The 17,083-nt window shown below is 70.3% G+C and carries 24 protein-coding genes and 1 riboswitch; of the genes, 11 read left to right on the top strand and 13 right to left on the bottom strand.

All coding sequences use genetic code 11. The features are described 5' to 3' along the window. Positions 1–20: 20 nt before the first annotated feature. The 11 genes from ACZ5U5_RS12690 to ACZ5U5_RS12640 form a co-directional block, all read right to left on the bottom strand. Positions 21–209: a gas vesicle protein gene (locus ACZ5U5_RS12690; protein ID WP_469019992.1), complete on the bottom strand. Its 189-nt coding sequence runs from the start codon at positions 207–209 to the stop codon at positions 21–23. Further along, the gene (locus ACZ5U5_RS12685; protein WP_469019990.1) at positions 206–994 is read right to left on the bottom strand and encodes a GvpL/GvpF family gas vesicle protein; all 789 of its coding nucleotides are present in this window, start codon (positions 992–994) and stop codon (positions 206–208) included. The genes ACZ5U5_RS12690 and ACZ5U5_RS12685 overlap by 4 nt, the downstream gene beginning before the upstream one ends. After that, positions 991–1,377, bottom strand: coding sequence for a gas vesicle protein (locus ACZ5U5_RS12680; protein WP_469019987.1), 387 nt, complete (start codon positions 1,375–1,377; stop codon positions 991–993). Before ACZ5U5_RS12680 ends, ACZ5U5_RS12685 begins: the two co-directional genes overlap by 4 nt. Then, positions 1,374–2,519: an SRPBCC family protein gene (locus ACZ5U5_RS12675; RefSeq protein ID WP_469019986.1), complete on the bottom strand. Its 1,146-nt coding sequence runs from the start codon at positions 2,517–2,519 to the stop codon at positions 1,374–1,376. The genes ACZ5U5_RS12680 and ACZ5U5_RS12675 overlap by 4 nt, the downstream gene beginning before the upstream one ends. Continuing rightward, positions 2,512–3,180, bottom strand: a complete 669-nt coding sequence (locus tag ACZ5U5_RS12670) for a DNA primase (RefSeq protein WP_469019984.1) — start codon at positions 3,178–3,180, stop codon at positions 2,512–2,514. Before ACZ5U5_RS12670 ends, ACZ5U5_RS12675 begins: the two co-directional genes overlap by 8 nt. Then, positions 3,177–3,440: a gas vesicle protein GvpG gene (locus ACZ5U5_RS12665; RefSeq protein ID WP_363310941.1), complete on the bottom strand. Its 264-nt coding sequence runs from the start codon at positions 3,438–3,440 to the stop codon at positions 3,177–3,179. The genes ACZ5U5_RS12670 and ACZ5U5_RS12665 overlap by 4 nt, the downstream gene beginning before the upstream one ends. Positions 3,441–3,443: 3 nt before the next feature. Further along, the gene (locus ACZ5U5_RS12660) at positions 3,444–4,223 is read right to left on the bottom strand and encodes a GvpL/GvpF family gas vesicle protein (protein WP_469019982.1); all 780 of its coding nucleotides are present in this window, start codon (positions 4,221–4,223) and stop codon (positions 3,444–3,446) included. Beyond that, the gene (locus ACZ5U5_RS12655; protein WP_469019980.1) at positions 4,220–4,645 is read right to left on the bottom strand and encodes a gas vesicle structural protein GvpA; all 426 of its coding nucleotides are present in this window, start codon (positions 4,643–4,645) and stop codon (positions 4,220–4,222) included. Before ACZ5U5_RS12655 ends, ACZ5U5_RS12660 begins: the two co-directional genes overlap by 4 nt. 67 nt (positions 4,646–4,712) lie before the next feature. Further along, positions 4,713–5,093, bottom strand: coding sequence for a gas vesicle protein GvpO (locus tag ACZ5U5_RS12650; protein WP_469019977.1), 381 nt, complete (start codon positions 5,091–5,093; stop codon positions 4,713–4,715). A gap of 51 nt (positions 5,094–5,144) precedes the next feature. Next, positions 5,145–5,618 carry a phage holin family protein gene (locus ACZ5U5_RS12645; RefSeq protein ID WP_469019975.1) on the bottom strand — a complete coding sequence of 158 codons (474 nt, stop codon included), beginning with the start codon at positions 5,616–5,618 and terminating at the stop codon, positions 5,145–5,147. After that, positions 5,578–5,994 (bottom strand): amidase family protein, encoded by a 417-nt coding sequence (locus ACZ5U5_RS12640; RefSeq protein WP_469019974.1) that lies wholly within the window; start codon positions 5,992–5,994, stop codon positions 5,578–5,580. The genes ACZ5U5_RS12645 and ACZ5U5_RS12640 overlap by 41 nt, the downstream gene beginning before the upstream one ends. A gap of 282 nt (positions 5,995–6,276) precedes the next feature. Here ACZ5U5_RS12640 and ACZ5U5_RS12635 point away from each other — a divergent pair, with 282 nt between their 5' ends. The 5 genes from ACZ5U5_RS12635 to ACZ5U5_RS12615 all read left to right on the top strand — a co-directional run bounded on the left by ACZ5U5_RS12635 (position 6,277) and on the right by ACZ5U5_RS12615 (position 9,929). Further along, the gene (locus ACZ5U5_RS12635; protein ID WP_469019971.1) at positions 6,277–6,942 is read left to right on the top strand and encodes an ATP-dependent Clp protease proteolytic subunit; all 666 of its coding nucleotides are present in this window, start codon (positions 6,277–6,279) and stop codon (positions 6,940–6,942) included. 7 nt (positions 6,943–6,949) lie between these two features. After that, on the top strand, positions 6,950–7,258 hold the full coding sequence (locus tag ACZ5U5_RS12630; protein WP_469019969.1) for a hypothetical protein: 309 nt from the start codon (positions 6,950–6,952) through the stop codon (positions 7,256–7,258). A 364-nt stretch (positions 7,259–7,622) separates the two neighbouring features. Then, a riboswitch (cyclic di-AMP (ydaO/yuaA leader) is annotated at positions 7,623–7,786 on the top strand. A gap of 3 nt (positions 7,787–7,789) precedes the next feature. Next, the gene (locus ACZ5U5_RS12625; RefSeq protein WP_469019966.1) at positions 7,790–8,263 is read left to right on the top strand and encodes a C40 family peptidase; all 474 of its coding nucleotides are present in this window, start codon (positions 7,790–7,792) and stop codon (positions 8,261–8,263) included. A gap of 99 nt (positions 8,264–8,362) precedes the next feature. Continuing rightward, complete coding sequence (locus ACZ5U5_RS12620) at positions 8,363–8,905, top strand: DUF6328 family protein (RefSeq protein ID WP_469019963.1); 543 nt, start codon at positions 8,363–8,365, stop codon at positions 8,903–8,905. Between the two features lie 112 nt (positions 8,906–9,017). Then, complete coding sequence (locus ACZ5U5_RS12615) at positions 9,018–9,929, top strand: LysR family transcriptional regulator (RefSeq protein ID WP_469019960.1); 912 nt, start codon at positions 9,018–9,020, stop codon at positions 9,927–9,929. On the opposite strand, the gene ACZ5U5_RS12610 is transcribed toward ACZ5U5_RS12615, so the two are convergent. Then, the gene (locus ACZ5U5_RS12610) at positions 9,918–10,379 is read right to left on the bottom strand and encodes an ATP-binding protein (protein WP_469019958.1); all 462 of its coding nucleotides are present in this window, start codon (positions 10,377–10,379) and stop codon (positions 9,918–9,920) included. The two genes, ACZ5U5_RS12615 and ACZ5U5_RS12610, sit on opposite strands and share 12 nt — an antisense overlap. Before the next feature lie 270 nt (positions 10,380–10,649). On the opposite strand from ACZ5U5_RS12610, the gene ACZ5U5_RS12605 reads away from it, so the two are divergent. Beyond that, entirely contained in the window at positions 10,650–11,510 is an 861-nt protein-coding gene (locus ACZ5U5_RS12605; protein ID WP_469019956.1) for a helix-turn-helix domain-containing protein, read from the top strand. Positions 11,511–11,519: 9 nt separating this feature from the next. Then, the gene (locus ACZ5U5_RS12600) at positions 11,520–11,744 is read left to right on the top strand and encodes a DUF397 domain-containing protein (RefSeq protein WP_367047391.1); all 225 of its coding nucleotides are present in this window, start codon (positions 11,520–11,522) and stop codon (positions 11,742–11,744) included. Here the strand turns inward: ACZ5U5_RS12600 and ACZ5U5_RS12595 are convergent, their stop codons facing one another. Beyond that, entirely contained in the window at positions 11,745–12,887 is a 1,143-nt protein-coding gene (locus ACZ5U5_RS12595) for an 8-amino-7-oxononanoate synthase (protein WP_469019954.1), read from the bottom strand. A gap of 164 nt (positions 12,888–13,051) precedes the next feature. Between ACZ5U5_RS12595 and bioB the strand changes: the two genes are divergently transcribed. From bioB to ACZ5U5_RS12575, 4 genes are all read left to right on the top strand, one after another. After that, positions 13,052–14,242, top strand: coding sequence for a biotin synthase BioB (gene bioB / locus ACZ5U5_RS12590; RefSeq protein WP_469019952.1), 1,191 nt, complete (start codon positions 13,052–13,054; stop codon positions 14,240–14,242). Continuing rightward, entirely contained in the window at positions 14,235–15,533 is a 1,299-nt protein-coding gene (locus ACZ5U5_RS12585; RefSeq protein ID WP_469019949.1) for an adenosylmethionine--8-amino-7-oxononanoate transaminase, read from the top strand. The genes bioB and ACZ5U5_RS12585 overlap by 8 nt, the downstream gene beginning before the upstream one ends. 1 nt (position 15,534) lies before the next feature. Then, entirely contained in the window at positions 15,535–16,263 is a 729-nt protein-coding gene (gene bioD / locus ACZ5U5_RS12580) for a dethiobiotin synthase (RefSeq protein WP_469019946.1), read from the top strand. A gap of 115 nt (positions 16,264–16,378) precedes the next feature. After that, positions 16,379–17,050, top strand: a complete 672-nt coding sequence (locus ACZ5U5_RS12575; protein ID WP_469019945.1) for a class I SAM-dependent methyltransferase — start codon at positions 16,379–16,381, stop codon at positions 17,048–17,050. Positions 17,051–17,083: the final 33 nt, after the last annotated feature.

The raw sequence follows: 17,083 nt of genomic DNA, 5'->3' as shown, positions 1-17,083 counted from the left end.
GCGCTCGGCCTCGCCCTCGCTCACAGCAACTCCTCAAAAGGTGAGGGAACTTGCTCGTTCACGGAGCTGATGAGCGCGTTCAGGTCGATGCGGACGAGATCGACGTCCGCGATGCGCAGGGTGAGGTCCCCGGTGATGACGACCCCGCCCGCGAGGAGCCGGTCGAGCAGGTCGACCAGGGCGACCTCGCGGCGTTCGATGACGGTCACAGTCCCGCCTCCCCCGCCACGTCGTCCCCTTCGACCTCCACGCCCGCGAAGGAGTACGCGGCCCACGGCCCGGTGAGCTCCACGCGCATGCCGGACTCATCGCCCTTCACGCGCTCCACCAGTTCGACGAACGCCTCCGAGTCCGAACGCGGCACCAGATAGGCCGCGTTGAGCACGTTGCGGCCCGACTCCTTGGAGAGCGCGGAGTTCTGGGGCGCGTGCAGCCGGGCGTCCTCCGCGTGCTCGCAGAGCGTGTCGTGCAGCCGGTGGGCGAACTTCTCGGCGCTCTCCCACATCTCCTCGTGCGCACGGTTGCGCTGCCGGCGCTGGCGCAGATAGTCCCGACCCGACGCGGGCTTCTCCGGCTCGGCGGCCGGACCCGCGGCCTGCGCGTCGGAGTAGATCTTGACACCCCATTCCACGCGGCCGTCGAGCCGGTCGAGTGTGCGCCTGAAGGAGTCCTCCCGTGCCTCCATCATCGCGCGCACTCCCGCGTCGTCCCGGAACACCGTGGCGAGGCGCAACGGCAGCGGCGTGGTGACCACCGTGAGCGCGTCGATCACGGACTGGTGAGCCCGCGCGGTGGCGCTCAGCCAGTCCAGGTCCTCCAGATGGCGCCGCAGCGGCTCCTCGGCGAAGTCCTGCTCCGGCACGGTGCCGACCACGGCGATCAGACCGTGGTGCGACAGCTGACCGGGGGGAGCGCCGTCCACCCCGGTGACCTGCGCCTGAAGCGCCGCGTCGAAGGGCCGGCAGATCGCGTAGACGTACCGCAGTCCACTCATGTGCTCTCCTCCGCCTGACCGCGCTTCGTGCTTCCCTCTTCCACCTTGACTCGCTCCGTCCTGCCCTCCTGCCCCGACCTGCCTTGCTCCAGTTCGGCGACATGAGCGCGCAACTCGGCGTTCTCACGGGTGAGTTCGTCCCGACGTGCGCGGGTGGAGAGCGCCGGGTCGTCCTCCCACCAGTCGATCCCCATCTCCTTCGCCTTGTCGACGGAGGCGACGATGAGCCGCAGCTTGATCGTCAGGAGTTCTATGTCGAGCAGGTTGATCCGGATGTCCCCGGCGATCACGATTCCCTTGTCGAGCACGCGCTCCAGGATGTCGGCGAGGTTCGCGCCGCCGCCCTGCCCGTACGGCTCCGGCATCCGGCCAGGCATCGTCATCGACGGCTCCCGGTCATCTCGGCGTCTTCGTCGCGCTTCGCCTCGTCCTCATCCTCGTACTCGTCGTACTTCGCCTCGTCGGCGTCCTCGTCCTCGTACTTCGCCTCGTCTTCCTCGTCCTCTTCCTCGTAGGACTCCTCGGGCTGGTCCTCTTCGTCGCGCGCTTCCTCGTCGTCCTCGCGCTCGCCTTCCTCGTCCTCGTAGGACTCCTCCGGCTGCTCCTCGTCGCCCTCGTACTCGTCCTCGGCGACGTTTTCCTGCTCGTCCTCGGCCTCTTCCTCCGCGACCGCGTCGTCGTGGCTCTGGACGACCTCACCGTCGCGGATCTCGCCGCGCCAGCCGTCCTCCGCCTCACCCTTGATGGTGATGAACCGCGCGTAGTTCTTCAGGTCGAGCCGGGCCCGGCGGCCCTGGGCGCGCCAGATGTTGCCGGTCTTCTCGAAGAGGCCCTTCGGGTAGTACTCCAGGACCAGCAGGACGCGCGTGAGGTTCTCGGCCAGCGAGTGGAAGGAGACGACACCCTTCGTCGTGCCCTTCGCGCCCTCCGAGGTCCACGCGATCCGGTCGTCCGCGATCTGCTCGGTGGTGTGGGCCTTCCAACTCCTGTTGGACCAGAAGACCTTGGCCTGCCAGTCGGAGGTGGTGTCGTCGGCGCGGTTCGCGCTCTTGACGCCCTTGGCGAAGGTGCTGAAGTCCTGGTACTGGGTCCACTGGTCGTACGCGGTGCGCAGCGGCACGCCGACGTCGATGAACTCCATGATGACCGTGGGCTTCTGGCCTGCCCCGCCCTTGCGGCGCCCCTTGCCGCCGATCATGTTCTTGAAGGCGCCGACCACACTGTCCTTGGCCCGGCCGGCACCTACCTCCACGGCGGAGCGCAGCGGCCCCTTGCCCTCGGCCATCTTGCGGCCGCCGTCGACGGCGAGCTTGGCGAAGCCCGGACTGTTGCCCTCGGCGAGGTCGTTGAGCTTGCCCGTCGTCTGGCCGAGCTTGTTGCCCACTCCGACCAGCAGCCGCTGAGCCTGGGCGCCCAGATACTCCTGGACCTCGGACTTCAGGCGGTCGGCGGCCTCGCTCTTCGCGATGCCGGTGAGCGGATTGTCCTTCGCCTTGTCCGAGGCGGACTTCAGGGTGTCACTCATCGCGGCCCCCCTCCTTCGGCAACCGGGCCCCGGTGGCACGACGCGCGGACGGCTTCGCCGCGGCCCTGGCGGGGGCCTTCTTCGCCGTCTTCTTCGCAGGGCTCTTCTTCGCCGCCGTCTTTCTGGCGGGAGTCTTCTTGGCGGCCGCCTTCTTGGGGGCGGCCTTCTGCTCGGGAGCCTTCTTCCGCGGCCGGGGCCTCTCGTCGGGCTCCTCGTCGGACTCCGCGTCGGCGGACTCCTCGTGGTCCCGCTCGTCCCGGTCGTCCTCGTCGTCGTACTCCTCGTACGCGTCGTCCGGCTCTTCCTCGTCCTCCTCGGTGTCGCGACCCGGTATATCCGGTTTCACGCCCGAGAGCTGGTCCCGCACATCCGCCGTCCGGCCGTGCAGCCGGTCGGCCAGGCCCGAGATCTGCCGCTCGACCAGCGCTCCGGTCGCGGCCTTCCCGACCCCGCGCATGTCCTCGCGCAGCTGGTCGCCGATCTCCTTGAACTGCGGGTTGTTCTGCAGCTGCTGAGAGAGCAGGTCGCCCAGGGCGCGCGGGCTCAGGTTCATCTTCTTACCGGCCACCGCGGTGCCTACCGCGATCGCGAACTTCAGCTTCTTCGTACGTCCGAGGACGTATCCGGCCCCTACGGCGAGGCCAAGTCCCACTCGATTCATTGTGTCGTCCCGTTGTCGGTTCCCGCGCCGGTGCGCAGGCCTATTTCCAGGCGGTCGAGCAACTCGTCCTCCCGGCGGTCGAATTCCTCCTCCCCGATCTCGCCCGACTCGAGCTGCTGCTCGAGAAGGGCGAGTTCGGACCGGACGGTGGCCGGGTCGTAGTACAGGCGCTCGGCCTCGGCGAGTACCTGGCTCACCGCCCAGAGGCCGCCGCGCACCGGGGCGAGCGGCAGCATCAGTACTTCGCCGATCAGTCCCATGACCTACTCCCGGCCGGCCTGTGAGCTCGCGGACTCCGGCGTGGCCCCGGTCGGCTCGGAAGGACCGGGCTCGACGAAGCTGTAGGGCGGCAGCGGCCCGTTGACGCGCAGTTCGATGTGCGGGTGGGCCTTGCGGGCCTCCTCGACGGCGGCGAGGAACACCTCGGCCGACTTGCGCTCCACGAGGAACGACAGGTTGGTCAGCCATCCAGTGGACTCGGGGCCCACGCTGACGGAGTGCGCCGTCGGCACCAGGGTGCGGTGCAGTTCCACCGCGTCCTCGGCCTCGCGGGCCTGGAGCGCGGCCACCACCATCTCGCCGAGCTGCAGCTTCTGCTCGTAACTACCGCCGCCCGCCTGGCGGTTGGCCTCGGCGAGTGCCTGCACCTCGGGGTTGTCCGCCATCACGCGGTGCAGTGCGGCCTGCTCCTCGTGGCTGGCCTTGACGTTGTACTCGACCTTGCCGGCCAGCGTCGAGAGCCGCTCGTGGTAGTGCTCGGCGCGCTCCGCGAGGACACTCGTGACGGCCGCGTCGTCGGGGGCGACGTTGCCGAACCGCATGGGCAGGACGGGACCGGCCGCGCCCGCCTCGTTCAGCACGTTCTGGTGGGCAAGCAGGTCGTTGCGCTTGGCGCGCAGCCCGTCGGGGGCGTCGCTGACGATCGCCGCCAGGTCACCCTCCTTGAGGATGCGCACGGGGCGGGCCGGCTTTCCCACGCCTTCCATGCCCTCGGGAAGCGACGGGTGGGCACCTGCGGTGATGCCGTAGACGTACGTGCTCATTCCTGCTCCTCCTTCCGGCGCGCCGACGTGCTCTTGCGCGCACGCGGGCGGGACTCCGACTGGCTCTCTTCACGCGACTGCTTGAACGCGTCGGAAATGGTCTCGGCCGCACCCGAAAGGGCGCCCTTCGACTTGCCGCGCGCACCGGATTCGGTCATCTCGCCCACGAGGTCGGGGAGTCCGGGGTCCTTGTGCGGACCTGACTCCAGGTCGAGGCGGTTGCACGCCTCGGCGAAGCGCAGGTAGGTGTCGACACTGGCGACCACCACACGCACGTCGATCTTCAGGATCTCGATGCCCACGAGCGAGACACGCACGAAGGCGTCGATCACGAGGCCGCGGTCGAGAACCAGCTCCAGGACGTCGTACAGACCACTGGTGCCGCCCGATCCACCGGATTGCTGTGCTGGGACAACGGTCATGCCGATCGACCCTCCTTAGTCTGGGATATCTGTGGATATTTCGCGGAAACCCGCGCGGACAGCCGCCTCAGCGGCCGCCGGCCTTGCTGCCGTCGGCACGCCCGCGTTCGTAGCGGCGGACGCGCCGGTAACCCAGGAGTTCGCCCTGCGGGTCGCACTCCACCTGGTAGCTCGCGAGGAGACTCATCGTGTCCGGCACCCGGGTGAGTTCCAGGACCTCGATCTCCAACGTCCAGCCGTCCTCGGTCTGCTCGAAGGACGACACGGACTCGGCGGCCATCCCGGTCAGCTCGGCGAGCTGGGTGCGTGCGATGCGCAGCACCTCCATGGGGCCCGGGCGCTTCGCGCTGCCGCTTTCCGCTTGTTCGGTTGAATTACGCGAGTTCTGCGAACTCGTCTTCTTCTTCTCTGGATCCGATGATGTGTTCAATATGGCCACCTCAATCACCCGAGTGGCCCGTAACCCGTTGGCCAAACATTCGTGTTCGGGTGGCCCGGATCACCGACCCCAGCGGTGCGGCACCTCGGGCTCCACGCCGCCCGGGTGTGTCGCGTCCACGGTCGGCGGCGCCGTCGGCCGCTCGGGCGCCGGCGGTGTCACGGGCGGCGGAGTCATGGCCGGCCCGTCCACGGACGGCAGGTCCGCGGAGGGGCGATCCGTGGAATTCCGGTCGGCGGAAGGGCGGCTCGCGGAAGGACGCGCCGCGTTGCGCAGCACAAAGGCCACACCACCGAGTACCACCGCGGTGATCAGCGCCGCCGCCCAGTCGGGCAGCCCCAGAGCAAGCGCGAGGCCGAAGGCGAGTGCCAGAGCCGCGCCCGCGTAGAGGCCGAAGGCCCCCGCACCGGCGTACAGCGCGGCCTTGCGACGCTGTCCCCGCGTCTGCTCCCTCAGTTCGTCCCGTACGGCCTCGCGGGCCGCACGCGTCAGTTCATCGACGAGGCTCTTGTCCAGATGCTCCAAACGATTCATGGCGCCCGAGTACCCGTCCGTCCGGCCGCGTAACGTTCGGCCCCGGCCTGCGCTCGCCGTGCCGGGTGGCTTGCTCGAAGGCGTGGCCGATCCGCAGAACACGTAGGTCGCCGCGGTGCGGCCCGACGATCTGCAGCCCGACCGGCAGTCCGCCCGGGGTGAATCCGGCGGGCACGGACAGGGCCGGGCAACCGGTGGCGGACACCAGGTACGCGGAGCGCATCCAGTCCAGGTAGTCCGTCATCGGCTCCCCGTCGATGTTGTCCGGATACTCCAACTCGACATCGAAAGGCGGCACTTGGCTCGTCGGCAGAATCAGCGCGTCATTGCGGTCGAAGAACTCCCGCATCCGGTGGAACAGTTCGCCGTGCAGCACGGTGGCCCGCTCCAGGTCGATGCCGGTGAGCGCGCGCCCCTGCCGTACGTTCCGGACGAGGCTGGGTTTGATCCGGTCCGCCGCACTCTCGACGAGCGCGCCGAGCGAGGTGGGCGAGCTCGGACGCTGCCATACGAGGCTCTCGGCTGGGGGCGGTTGAGATCACGACGAGGCGAAGCATGCCCGCGCCGCGTCCGCCCCTCACCCCACTTTACGTACGTCCTGTACATTTTTTACAGAGGCCTTGGGGAGCAGCCGACCCCGGCAGAGGAGAGACATGCCATGAACCAGCCGTTCGCCCGTTATGTCCTGCCCGAGTTCACCGAGCGCTCCAGTACGGGCCAGCGGACGCTGGACCCGTACTCGAAGCTGCTCGAGGAGCGCATCGTCTTCTTGGGGACGCCGATCGACGACACGTCGGCCAATGACGTGATGGCGCAGTTCATGCACCTCGAATACCTGGCGCCCGACCGCGACATCGCGCTCTACATCAACTCCCCCGGCGGCTCCTTCAGCGCGATGACCGCGATCTACGACACGATCCAGTTCGTCGCCTGCGACGTGGAGACGACCTGTCTGGGCCAGGCCGCGTCGTCGGCCGCCGTCCTGCTGGCCGCGGGCACTCCCGGCAAGCGGCTCGCGCTGCCCGGCGCCCGCGTGCTGATCCACCAGCCCTCGCTCGCCGAGCCGGTCCGAGGCCAGACCTCCGACCTGGCGATCCAGGCCGACGAACTCCTGCGCACGCGCGCGCAACTGGAGAAGCTGCTCGTCCGGCACACGGGACAGAGCGCGGAACGCGTCGCGGCCGACATAGAGCGGGACAAGATCTTCGACGCCGCCGAGGCGGTCGACTACGGCCTGGTGGACCGGATCATCGCGAGCCGCAAGTCCTCCCCGCTCACCCCGGATAGGCACAGCCCGGACCCGCGCACCCCGGATGCGGGGTGAGCCACCGATGCTGCCGCCCGAACTTCCCCCGCTCCCCGCGCTCACCCGCGCCGAGGGCGAGTTGATCGACCGGTACCTCGAAGTGGTCGACCTGCTGGGCCGGATCAACCCCGCCCGCGCATCGGACACCTACGGAGGACTACGCGCCGCCCAGGCCCTGGTCAGCAGCGCGACCGCCCTGCGGGACGCCCTGACGCTCATGCACCAGCGGGGTGAAACCGCCGTGCACGCACCGACGCTGGCCCGTGCGCTGCGTGTGCTCGACGGAGAGCGGCGTGCCGGGCGGGTCACCGTGCCGCCCCCGGCGGCATCCTGAGCCCCCGTCATCCGGGCCCGCGAACTCCGTTGCGTCCGGGGGTGATCTCAAACGAACCAAACGGGCTACCACATTCGGCGTAGACATACGTCCTTTTTTGAGACGCCTTCAGTTGCGTCAGATGTGTACGCGTGGGCCGGAATTCCTCGTTCCGGTGCTGGTCGAACGATCATCCGGCGCGCTCTCCGGTTCCCGAATCCGACCGTGTCCACCCGAACGGTTCAGCCGTGAGGAGCCTCACAAAACGCCGTTTCGGCTCGGTTTTCGACCCCAAGTCGGGTCAAGATCCTCTCCGACGACAAGCCCCCGCCACAGCGGCGGGGCGGTCCGGGCGGACGCCGAGTCCTGCCGCCGCCCGGATGACCGGTCGACATCGGTGCATCGGCAGGAGTGGAGGACCCAGGCATGACGGGTCGGTCCGGAAGGTCCGGACAACGATCCTTGGGGTGAAGCCGCAGTACGCGGCCGGGCAACTTTGTCAGCCCGAATCCGACAGGTCATCCTTCACAGGCGGTTGACGAAGGGTTGCGCATGACTGCGCTGAATCATGTTCCGTCGCTGCTCACCAGGGTCGGGTCCGTATCCGCCCTCACGCTCGCCGTCGTAGGCGGCACCCTCGTGGCCCCCGGGCTCACGTCGGAGGCGGAGGCCGCGACACACGGGACGAAGGCGCTCAAGATCGCCGCCTCCAAGAAAGGCTCTCCGTACCGCTACGGGGCCACGGGGCCACACCGCTTCGACTGCTCGGGCCTGACCCAGTACTCCTTCAAGCGCGCGGGCAAGAAGCTGCCACGCACCGCCGCACAGCAGTACAACAAGACCCGCCATGTCTCCGCGTCCAACCGCGTCCGCGGCGACCTGGTCTTCTTCCACTCCGGCCGGAACGTCTACCACGTCGGCATCTACGCCGGTAAGGGCCGGATCTGGCACGCCCCCAAGTCGAACACCAAGGTGCGGCTCGAGAAGATCTGGACGAAGAGCGTCTCGTACGGCAGGGTGCGCTGATCATCCGTCACCGGCCGTCGGCCGGGCGGCCCCCCGCCCGGCCCTCTGGTCGGCGCGCCCGTCAAGCGTGGGGCGTGTCGGCACGGATACTCGTGCGCCATGGCCGAAAACAACAGTGCTCCCCCCTCGGACGACCCACCGCGCAACGAGACGCGCTTCGAACGCGCCGACCGCAACTTCGCGGAGATCCTCCAGGAGCTGCGCGTCACGCAGGCCGGGGTGCAGATCCTCTTCGCCTTCCTGCTGACCCTCGCCTTCACCGAGCGCTTCACCTCGCTCGACACGGTGCAGCGCGCCACATACGTCACCACGCTGCTGCTCGCCGTGCTCGCCGCCGCGCTGTTCACCGCGCCGGCGGCCGTGCACAGGTCGCTGTTCGGCCAGCACTCCAAGCCGCTGATCGTGCGCGTGTCGTCCCGTCTGGCCGGCATCGGTCTGGTGGTCCTGGTCTTCGCGGTCTCGGGCGCCGTGCTCCTGGTCGTCGACGTGGCGGTGGGCCGGACCGGCGGAATCATCGCGAGCGCGGCCACGCTCGTGGTGTGCTCGGGCCTGTGGGGACTGCTCCCCCTTCTGGTGCGCCGTGCGCGCGACGACGAGGAATCGGACGGCCCGGACGACGTCAGGTCATCAAAGCCTCGGTGAAGCACCGGCCCGCGCCCGTTCAGCGCTCGCCGGCCGCGCCGACGACCGCAGCGCGCGCATATCCTGGGTCTGCCTTGAGCAGCCGTTTACCCCCACGCCGCCGGGAGCGACCATGTACGACCCGACGCGGCTCGCCGCACTGGTGGCGGTCTCCGAGGCCGGGTCGATCACCCGCGCCGCCGAACGCCTCGGCTACACCGTGCCCGCCCTCTCCCAGCAGCTGGCCAAGCTCGAACGTGAGGCGGGCACCGCGCTCCTGGTACGCCATCACCGCGGGGCACGGCTGACCGGCGCGGGTGAGCTGCTGCTCGCGCGGGCCCGCCGGGTCCTGGACGAGATGGAGCAGGCCCGGCACGAACTGACACGCCTTGCGGGCCTGTCCGGCGGCAGACTGCGCCTGGGGACCTTCACCACCGCCGGAATCCACCTGGTGCCGCCCGCGCTGACCGCGTTCCGCCGCGCCCATCCCGATGTCGATCTGACGGTACGGGGCTACGAACCGCCGCTCGGCGTCGCGGCCGTGGCGGCGGGCGAGGTCGACCTGGCCCTCACCCACACGTACGAGCCCGCGGATCCGGTCGCGCTGCCCGCGTCCGTGAGCGCGGAGCCGCTCCTGGTCGAGGAACTGATCCTGGTGACCTCACCGGGCCACGCACTCGCGAGCGACTCGTCACGACTGCCCCTGAGGGAACTCGCCGGACAGCCGCTCATCAGCATGGCGCCGCCGTATCCGCCCCGCCAAGGCGTCGAGTCCGCGCTCGTCCGGGCCGGTGCGACTCCCGCGGTCCTGGTCGAGACCCCGGGCTACGCGCTGGTGTGCGCGCTGGTCAGCGCCGGGCTCGGCGTCGCCGTCGTACCGGAGATGGTGGCGCGGACGGCTGCCACCCCGGTGGGGACGAGGCCGCTCGAGCCGGGCGATCTGCGGCGCACGATCTCGGTCGTCCACCGCACCGACGTGTCGCATCCGGCGGCGGACACCTTCCGGGCTTTGCTCCGGGGCGCCTTCGGCCGCTCAGCGGGGTGAGGTCGAGGGGGCCGCTGCCCCACCTCGGACGGGCGTGGTCCACGGCAGCTCGATCCAGACCGTCTTGCCGCCCTCGGGAGTGGGCGTGACCGACAGCCTGCCGCCGCATTCCATGGTCAGCCAGCGGATGATGACCAGGCCCCGGCCGTTGTCCTGCTGGACGGCGGCGGGCAGCCGCTTGGGGTAGCGGGGGTGGCTGTCGGTGACACCGATGCGCAGCTGCTCGTCCCGGTCAAGCTCGATGTCCACCCGGAAGGTGGGCGACTGGCCCCGGGTGTGCTGAACGGCGTTCGTGGCGAGCTCGGAGACGATGAGCCGGACTGTGTCGGCCACCTCGGTCTCGCCCGGCAGATCCCACTCGGCCAGGATGGTCGAGACGTATTTCCGGGCCGCGGAGACCGAGGCAGGATCGCTCGGCAGGGTGACGGATGCTTCCTGAAGGTCTGCCATGGCGACGCTGTCCCTTTCCCACCGGGGCTCGGCTCCGACTCGTAGCGAAGGCACGAGGACAGTCCCGGAATGGTGCTTCGCGCCAGACTGCCACTCTTGGAGCGCTCAGCGGTGGCCATCCACCAAGATGTGCATATATCTGTCGCTCAAAGCGGTGAACTCTGCTACGAGAGACCGTATTTGGGCGCGCGGTCGGCCCTTCCTCTACTGTCGCCCCTGAACGGCCCGGGGGAGGCCGAAGAGAAACGCTCCGTCGGGAAGGAGACGGACATGCGGTACGGTCCCGCGGTGCGCCGCCGGAAACTCGGCGCCGAACTGCGTGCACTGCGCACGCACGCCGGGCTCACCAGTGGCCAGGCGGCGGACCGGGTCGGCTGGCATCAGTCGAAGGTCAGCCGGATCGAGACGGGACGTAGCAGCGTCAAGGCGGCCGACGTAGGGCTGTTGCTCGATGCGTACGAGGTGGCGGACCCCCACCTCCGCCAGCTGCTGGTGGCATTGGCGGGCTCCGACGACGACGGCGGACGGCGCCACTGGTGGCACGCCTACCGCGAGCTGCTGCCGCCCGCCTACCGCGACTTCATCAGCCTGGAGTCACAGGCCTGTGGGATGCGCACCCTGGAGACCACCGTCGTGCCGGGCCTGTTGCAGACGCCGGACTACGCGCGTGCGGTGACGCGGGCGGCGCTCGACGGACTGCCCGAACAGCAGGTGGACACGCTGGTGGAGGTGCGTCTGGCCCGTCAGGACGTGCTGCGCGCGGCTCCGCCGCTGCGACTGAGCGTGATCCTGGACGAGGCGGTCCTGCACCGGCCGGTGGGCGGCAGCACGGTGCTCGCGGGCCAGTTGAAACGGTTACTGGAGGCCGCGCAGTTGCCTCATGTGCGGCTTCAGGTGTTGCCGTTCGCCGCCGGAGAGCACGTGGGCCTCATCGGCCCTTTCGTTATTTTCTCCTTTCCGAACATTGCTGATCTGGATGTGGTTGTTCTCGACCACTTGACGAGTAGCCTCTACCTCGAACGGAAAGAAGACCTCCAGGCCTACACGGAGGCCTTCAACTCCCTTCAGGGAAAGGCGCTTTCGCCCGAGGAATCAACGGATCACATCGCCGGGATACGTGACGGCGCGTAAGGGGGCACCATGACGGCACTGCCTCGGCACGTACCTTCCAGCACCTCTCTGCACGGCGCACGGTGGTATCGCAGCAGTCGCAGCAACGGCATGAACAACTGTGTGGAGACAGCCTCGCTCGCTTCAGGGCCGGAGCAGGGGCTGCTCGCCGTGCGCGACTCGAAGAACACGGCAGGGCCCGCCCTGCTCTTCTCGCCCACGACATGGGAGGCCTTCGTCCACGGCCTCCGGTGACTACCGGGGTGCGGCGCGGCTGATCACTCGTACGGCATCGGCGATCTGTCCGCCGGTGAGATCCGCACGGGCGGTCAGCCGCAGCCGCGAGATGCCGTCGGGGACCGACGGCGGACGGAAGCATCCGACGGCGAGGCCCGCTCCCCTGCAGTCGGCGGCCCACCGCACGGCCGCTTCCGGTGACGGCGCGCGCACGGAGACGACGGCGGCGTCGGGACGTACCGCCGAGAGACCTTCCGCGGTGAGGCGTTCATATAGCTCGGCCGCGACCGCGCGGGCCCGTGCGGCACGCTCCGGCTCCGCGCGCAGCAACCGCAGGGCCGCGAGGGCCGCCCCCACGGCGGCGGGCGCGAGCCCCGTGTCGAAGATGAAGGTCCGGGCCGCGTTGACCAGGTGGTCGATGACCTTGGCGGGCCCGAGGACCGCACCGCCCTGGCTGCCGAAGGACTTCGACAGGGTGACCGTCGCCACCGTGTGGTCCGTGCCCGCGAGCCCGGCCGCCTGCGGGGCGCCCCGGCCGCCGTCGCCGAGCACGCCGAGCCCATGGGCGTCGTCGACGACGAGACCGGCACCGAACTCCTGGCAGACGGAACTGAGTTCGGCCAGCGGGGCCGCGTCCCCGTCGACCGAGAAGACGGTGTCCGAGACGACGATCGCGGGGCCCGCGTGCGCGTCCAGTGTCTTGTGCACCGCTTCGGTGTCGGTGTGCGGCACCACCTGCGTCGTCCCGCGCGCCAGGCGGCAGCCGTCGATCAGCGAGGCGTGGTTGCCCGCGTCCGAGACGATCAGCGAACCGTGCGGGGCGAGGGCGGTGACGGCGGCGAGGTTCGCGGCATATCCGGAGGAAAGGACCAGAGCGGCCTCGAAGCCGCAGAACTCGGCGAGCTCGCGTTCAAGTTCCGCGTGCAGTTCGGTGGAGCCGGTCACCAGACGGGAGCCGGTGGCTCCACCGCCCCAGCGCCGGGCCGCGGCCGCCGCGCCCTCGATGATCTCGGGGTGCCTGGCCAGGCCCAGGTAGTCGTTGCTCGCCAGGTCCAGGAGGCCACCGGCGTCGGCGGGGCGGGGGCGCAGCGTACGGACGAGTCCGGCCCGTGCGCGCAGGCTCGCCTGCTCGTCGATCCAGTCGAACGGCGAGCTCGCCATAGGGGTCCCCTCCGGGTCGCCGGCACTGGCCGGTTTGTAGACAGTGCACAGACCCTAGCCGTCCGGCCACCGGGCCAGGATGTGGCAATACCCACACCTCCCAGGCTTTCTGTTGTGCGAACTCTCCTTGGAAAGCGATGCTCTCGTGCGTAAGGATCAGCGCCATGGATCTGCTGAACACGCTGGTGGACAAGGGGCTTCGGCGCGAGCTGCCGACCCGTGAAGAGGCGCTGGCCGTGCTGGCCACGTCCGACGACGAGCTTCTCGACGTGGTGGCCGCCGCCGGGAAGGTACGGCGGCAGTGGTTCGGGCGCCGGGTGAAACTCAACTATCTGGTCAATCTCAAGTCAGGCCTCTGCCCGGAGGACTGCTCGTACTGTTCGCAGCGCCTCGGCTCGACGGCCGGCATCCTCAAGTACACCTGGCTCAAGCCCGACGAGGCCTCGCAGGCCGCGGCGGCCGGAGTGGCGGGCGGCGCCAAGCGGGTCTGCCTGGTCGCCAGCGGGCGCGGTCCGACCGACCGCGACGTCGACCGGGTCTCGCAGACCATCGAGGCGATCAAGGAGAACAACGAAGGCGTCGAGGTGTGCGCGTGCCTCGGTCTGCTCTCCGCGGGCCAGGCGGACAAACTGCGCACGGCGGGCGCCGACGCCTACAACCACAACCTCAATACGTCCGAGGCGACGTACGGCGAGATCACCACGACGCACACCTACGCCGACCGCGTGGACACCGTGCAGCAGGCGCAGGCCGCGGGCCTCTCCGCCTGTTCGGGTCTGATCGCGGGCATGGGCGAGACGGACGAGGACCTGGTGGACGTGGTCTACGCGCTGCGTGACCTCGACCCCGACTCGGTGCCGGTCAACTTCCTGATCCCCTTCGAGGGCACGCCGCTGGCCAAGGAGTGGAACCTCACCCCGCAGCGCTGCCTGCGCATCCTCGCCATGGTCCGTTTCGTCTGCCCGGACGTGGAGGTCCGCATCGCGGGCGGCCGCGAGGTGCACCTGCGCTCGATGCAGCCGCTGGCGCTGCACCTCGCCAACTCGATCTTCCTGGGCGACTACCTGACGAGCGAGGGCCAGGCCGGCAAGACCGACCTGGACATGATCGCGGACGCCGGTTTCGAGGTCGAGGGCACCGACACGGTGACGCTGCCCGAGCACCGCGCGGACGCCGTCGCGGCTGCGGGATGCGGGTCGCACGGCGAGGCCGGGGGCGGCTGCGGGCCGTGCGGTTCGTCCGAGCCGGCGCAGGCCGAGACCGATGCCGCCGGGGCCGAGGCGTCCGAGGCGCGCACGGATCTGGTCGCGGTACGCCGCCGGGGAGCGGGAACGGATCTGGCGCCCAATGCCTGACCTCTCCGGCCTCTCCGTTCCCGAACTGCTCGATCTCGACCGCCGTCATGTGTGGCACCCGTACGGCCCCATGCCCGGCCGGCAGGAGCCCCTGGTCGTCGAGTCCGCGAGCGGTGTCCGGCTCCGGCTCGCGGGCGACGGCGGCGAGTTGGTCGACGGCATGTCCTCCTGGTGGTCGGCGATCCACGGCTACAACCACCCCGTGCTCAACGACGCGGTGCGCGGCCAGCTGGACCGGATGAGCCATGTCATGTTCGGCGGGCTCACCCATGAGCCCGCCGTCCGCCTGGCGAAGCGCCTTGTCGACATGTCTCCGGAGGGCCTGGAGCACGTCTTCCTCGCGGACTCCGGCTCGGTGTCGGTCGAGGTCGCGGTCAAGATGTGCCTCCAGCACTGGCGCTCGCTCGGCCGCCCGGCCAAGCGGCGCATGCTGACCTGGCGCGGCGGCTACCACGGGGACACCTGGCAGCCCATGTCGGTGTGCGACCCCCAGGGCGGCATGCACGAGCTCTGGCAGGGAGCGCTGCCCCAGCAGGTGTTCGCGGACATGCCGCCCGCGGGCTTCGAGTCGTACGACGACGCCTACGCCGACCATCTGCGCGAGATGATCGGGCGCCACGCCGACGAGCTGGCCGGTGTGATCGTGGAGCCGGTGGTGCAGGGCGCGGGCGGCATGCGGTTCCACTCCCCCGCCTATCTGCGGGTGTTGCGGGAAGCCTGCGACGAGCACGACGTGCTGCTCGTGTTCGACGAGATCGCCACGGGATTCGGCCGCACGGGCGCGCTGTTCGCCGCGGACCACGCGGGTGTCACGCCCGATGTGATGTGCCTGGGCAAGGCCCTGACCGGCGGCTATCTGACGCTGGCGGCGACGCTGTGCACCTCGCGGGTCGCGGACGGCATCTCCCGGGGCGAGGTTCCCGTCCTGGCCCATGGCCCGACGTTCATGGGCAATCCGCTCGCCGTCGCGGTGGCCTGCGCCTCGATCGACCTGCTGCTCGGGCAGGACTGGCAGACCGAGGTCAAGCGCATCGAGACCGGCCTGCGCGGCTCACTGGCCGAGGCGGCGGAACTGCCGGGCGTACGGGACGTACGCGTGCTCGGCGCGATCGGCGTCGTACAGCTGGACCACGGCGTGGACATGGCGGCGGCGACGCGCGCGGCGACGCGCGAGGGGGTGTGGGTGCGGCCGTTCCGCGACCTCATCTACACGATGCCGCCGTTCATCACGGGCGACGACGACGTGGCACGGATCGGCCGCGCGGTGTGCGCGGCGGCGAAGGAGGGCTGAGATGGCGGTCATCGTGGTGTCCGGGACCGGCACCGAGATCGGCAAGACGGTGACGACGGCGGCGGTGTCCGCCGTCGCGCTCGCCGCGGGGCGCAGCGTCGCGGTGCTCAAGCCCGCGCAGACGGGGGTGGCGCCCGGTGAGCCGGGCGACGCGGAAGAGGTGACGCGGCTCGCGGGCGAGGCGGTCACCACCCTCGAACTAGCCCGCTTCCCCGAGCCGTTGGCGCCGAACACCGCCGCGCGACGGGCGGGCATGGCGCAGGTCCGTCCGTACGAGGTGGCCGCGGCGGCGGAGAAGCTGGCGGTCGACCACGACCTGGTCCTGATCGAGGGCGCGGGCGGCCTGCTGGTGCACTACGACGACGAGGGCGCCACCCTCGCCGACGCCGCGCGCCTCCTGTCGGCTCCGGTCCTGGTGGTCGCGACGGCGGGCCTCGGCACGCTGAACGCGACGGAACTCACCGCCGAGGCCCTGCGGGCGCGCGAACTCGCCCCGCTGGGTGTGCTGATCGGCAGCTGGCCCGCGGCACCGGACCTCGCGTCACGCTGCAACGTCGCGGACCTGCCACGGTGCGCGGGCGTCCCCCTGCTCGGCGCGGTACCTGAGGGCGCGGCAACGCTTACACCTGCCACCTTCCGTGACAGCGCCGGGACTTGGCTCGGGCGGGAGCTCGGGGGAACGTGGAGCAGCGCGGCGTTCGCGGCACGTGAGGCACCGCGGAGCGCCTGAGGCTCCGGCGGCTCCCGTTCGGGTCCGCCCCGGGACTCGCGGGCTTCGGCCGGGGGGAAAGGGGGCGCTGCCGGGGCACCATTGCGGTGTCCGGTCGTCCCGCCGAGGAGGGTTCATGTCGCCTCGCTCCGCCAGGTCCGCGTCCCGGGACGCGGTGCACCATCCTGTCTTCGCCCGGTTCTACGCCCGTCAGAGCGTGGCCGCCGAGCGCATCATCGCCACGTACCGCAAGGAGCTGCTCGCCGGTCTCTCCGGTCGGGTGATCGAGGTCGGCGCGGGGAACGGGCTGAACTTCGCGCACTACCCGGCGGCGGTCTCGGAGGTCGTGGCCATCGAACCGGAGCGCACTTTGCGCCAGTTGGCCGTGGACGCCGCCGTGCGGGCCGGCGTGCCGGTGGACGTCGTGCCGGGCGCCGCCGAGGCGCTGCCCGTCAAGAGCGAGGCCTTCGACGGCGCGGTGGCCTCGCTGGTGCTGTGCAGCGTGCGTGACGTGCCCCGCGCACTCGGCGAGCTGCGGCGCGTCCTGCGGCCGGGCGGCGAGCTGCGGTTCTTCGAGCACGGTGTGGCTCCGGGCGCGGCGATGGCGGCCACGCAGCGCGCCTTGGACCGCACGGTCTGGCCCCTGCTCTTCGGCGGCTGTCACGTCGCGCGGGACACCCTGGGCGCGCTGCGCACGGCGGGCTTCGAGATCGGCCCGTACCGGCGCCTGTTGGTGCCCCCGAAGGGCCCGCGGCTGCCGTCCTCCTACTGCGTGCTCGGCACGGCCCGGCGGCCGGAGAGCGACTGACCTAGGTGGCGGAAGTAGATGGCGGAAGCCGGC

It is taken from the genome of Streptomyces sp. NPDC033177 (assembly GCF_055577715.1).
This window is presented reverse-complemented; position numbering and strand designations above follow the sequence as displayed.

Bases quoted from the DNA above. Each gene is read 5' to 3' on its own strand.
- ACZ5U5_RS12685 (WP_469019990.1), bottom strand. From the start codon at position 994: ATGAGTGGACTGCGGTACGTCTACGCGATCTGCCGGCCCTTCGACGCG.
- ACZ5U5_RS12645 (WP_469019975.1), bottom strand. From the start codon at position 5,618: ATGAATCGTTTGGAGCATCTGGACAAGAGCCTCGTCGATGAACTGACG.
- ACZ5U5_RS12620 (WP_469019963.1), top strand. From the start codon at position 8,363: ATGGCCGAAAACAACAGTGCTCCCCCCTCGGACGACCCACCGCGCAAC.
- ACZ5U5_RS12585 (WP_469019949.1), top strand. From the start codon at position 14,235: ATGCCTGACCTCTCCGGCCTCTCCGTTCCCGAACTGCTCGATCTCGAC.
- ACZ5U5_RS12605 (WP_469019956.1), top strand. From the start codon at position 10,650: ATGCGGTACGGTCCCGCGGTGCGCCGCCGGAAACTCGGCGCCGAACTG.
- bioB (WP_469019952.1), top strand. From the start codon at position 13,052: ATGGATCTGCTGAACACGCTGGTGGACAAGGGGCTTCGGCGCGAGCTG.
- ACZ5U5_RS12630 (WP_469019969.1), top strand. From the start codon at position 6,950: ATGCTGCCGCCCGAACTTCCCCCGCTCCCCGCGCTCACCCGCGCCGAG.
- ACZ5U5_RS12665 (WP_363310941.1), bottom strand. From the start codon at position 3,440: ATGGGACTGATCGGCGAAGTACTGATGCTGCCGCTCGCCCCGGTGCGC.
- ACZ5U5_RS12610 (WP_469019958.1), bottom strand. From the start codon at position 10,379: ATGGCAGACCTTCAGGAAGCATCCGTCACCCTGCCGAGCGATCCTGCC.
- ACZ5U5_RS12635 (WP_469019971.1), top strand. From the start codon at position 6,277: ATGAACCAGCCGTTCGCCCGTTATGTCCTGCCCGAGTTCACCGAGCGC.
- ACZ5U5_RS12675 (WP_469019986.1), bottom strand. From the start codon at position 2,519: ATGAGTGACACCCTGAAGTCCGCCTCGGACAAGGCGAAGGACAATCCG.
- ACZ5U5_RS12595 (WP_469019954.1), bottom strand. From the start codon at position 12,887: ATGGCGAGCTCGCCGTTCGACTGGATCGACGAGCAGGCGAGCCTGCGC.
- bioD (WP_469019946.1), top strand. From the start codon at position 15,535: ATGGCGGTCATCGTGGTGTCCGGGACCGGCACCGAGATCGGCAAGACG.
- ACZ5U5_RS12600 (WP_367047391.1), top strand. From the start codon at position 11,520: ATGACGGCACTGCCTCGGCACGTACCTTCCAGCACCTCTCTGCACGGC.
- ACZ5U5_RS12660 (WP_469019982.1), bottom strand. From the start codon at position 4,223: ATGAGCACGTACGTCTACGGCATCACCGCAGGTGCCCACCCGTCGCTT.
- ACZ5U5_RS12575 (WP_469019945.1), top strand. From the start codon at position 16,379: ATGTCGCCTCGCTCCGCCAGGTCCGCGTCCCGGGACGCGGTGCACCAT.
- ACZ5U5_RS12625 (WP_469019966.1), top strand. From the start codon at position 7,790: ATGACTGCGCTGAATCATGTTCCGTCGCTGCTCACCAGGGTCGGGTCC.
- ACZ5U5_RS12680 (WP_469019987.1), bottom strand. From the start codon at position 1,377: ATGACGATGCCTGGCCGGATGCCGGAGCCGTACGGGCAGGGCGGCGGC.
- ACZ5U5_RS12670 (WP_469019984.1), bottom strand. From the start codon at position 3,180: ATGAATCGAGTGGGACTTGGCCTCGCCGTAGGGGCCGGATACGTCCTC.
- ACZ5U5_RS12615 (WP_469019960.1), top strand. From the start codon at position 9,018: ATGTACGACCCGACGCGGCTCGCCGCACTGGTGGCGGTCTCCGAGGCC.
- ACZ5U5_RS12655 (WP_469019980.1), bottom strand. From the start codon at position 4,645: ATGACCGTTGTCCCAGCACAGCAATCCGGTGGATCGGGCGGCACCAGT.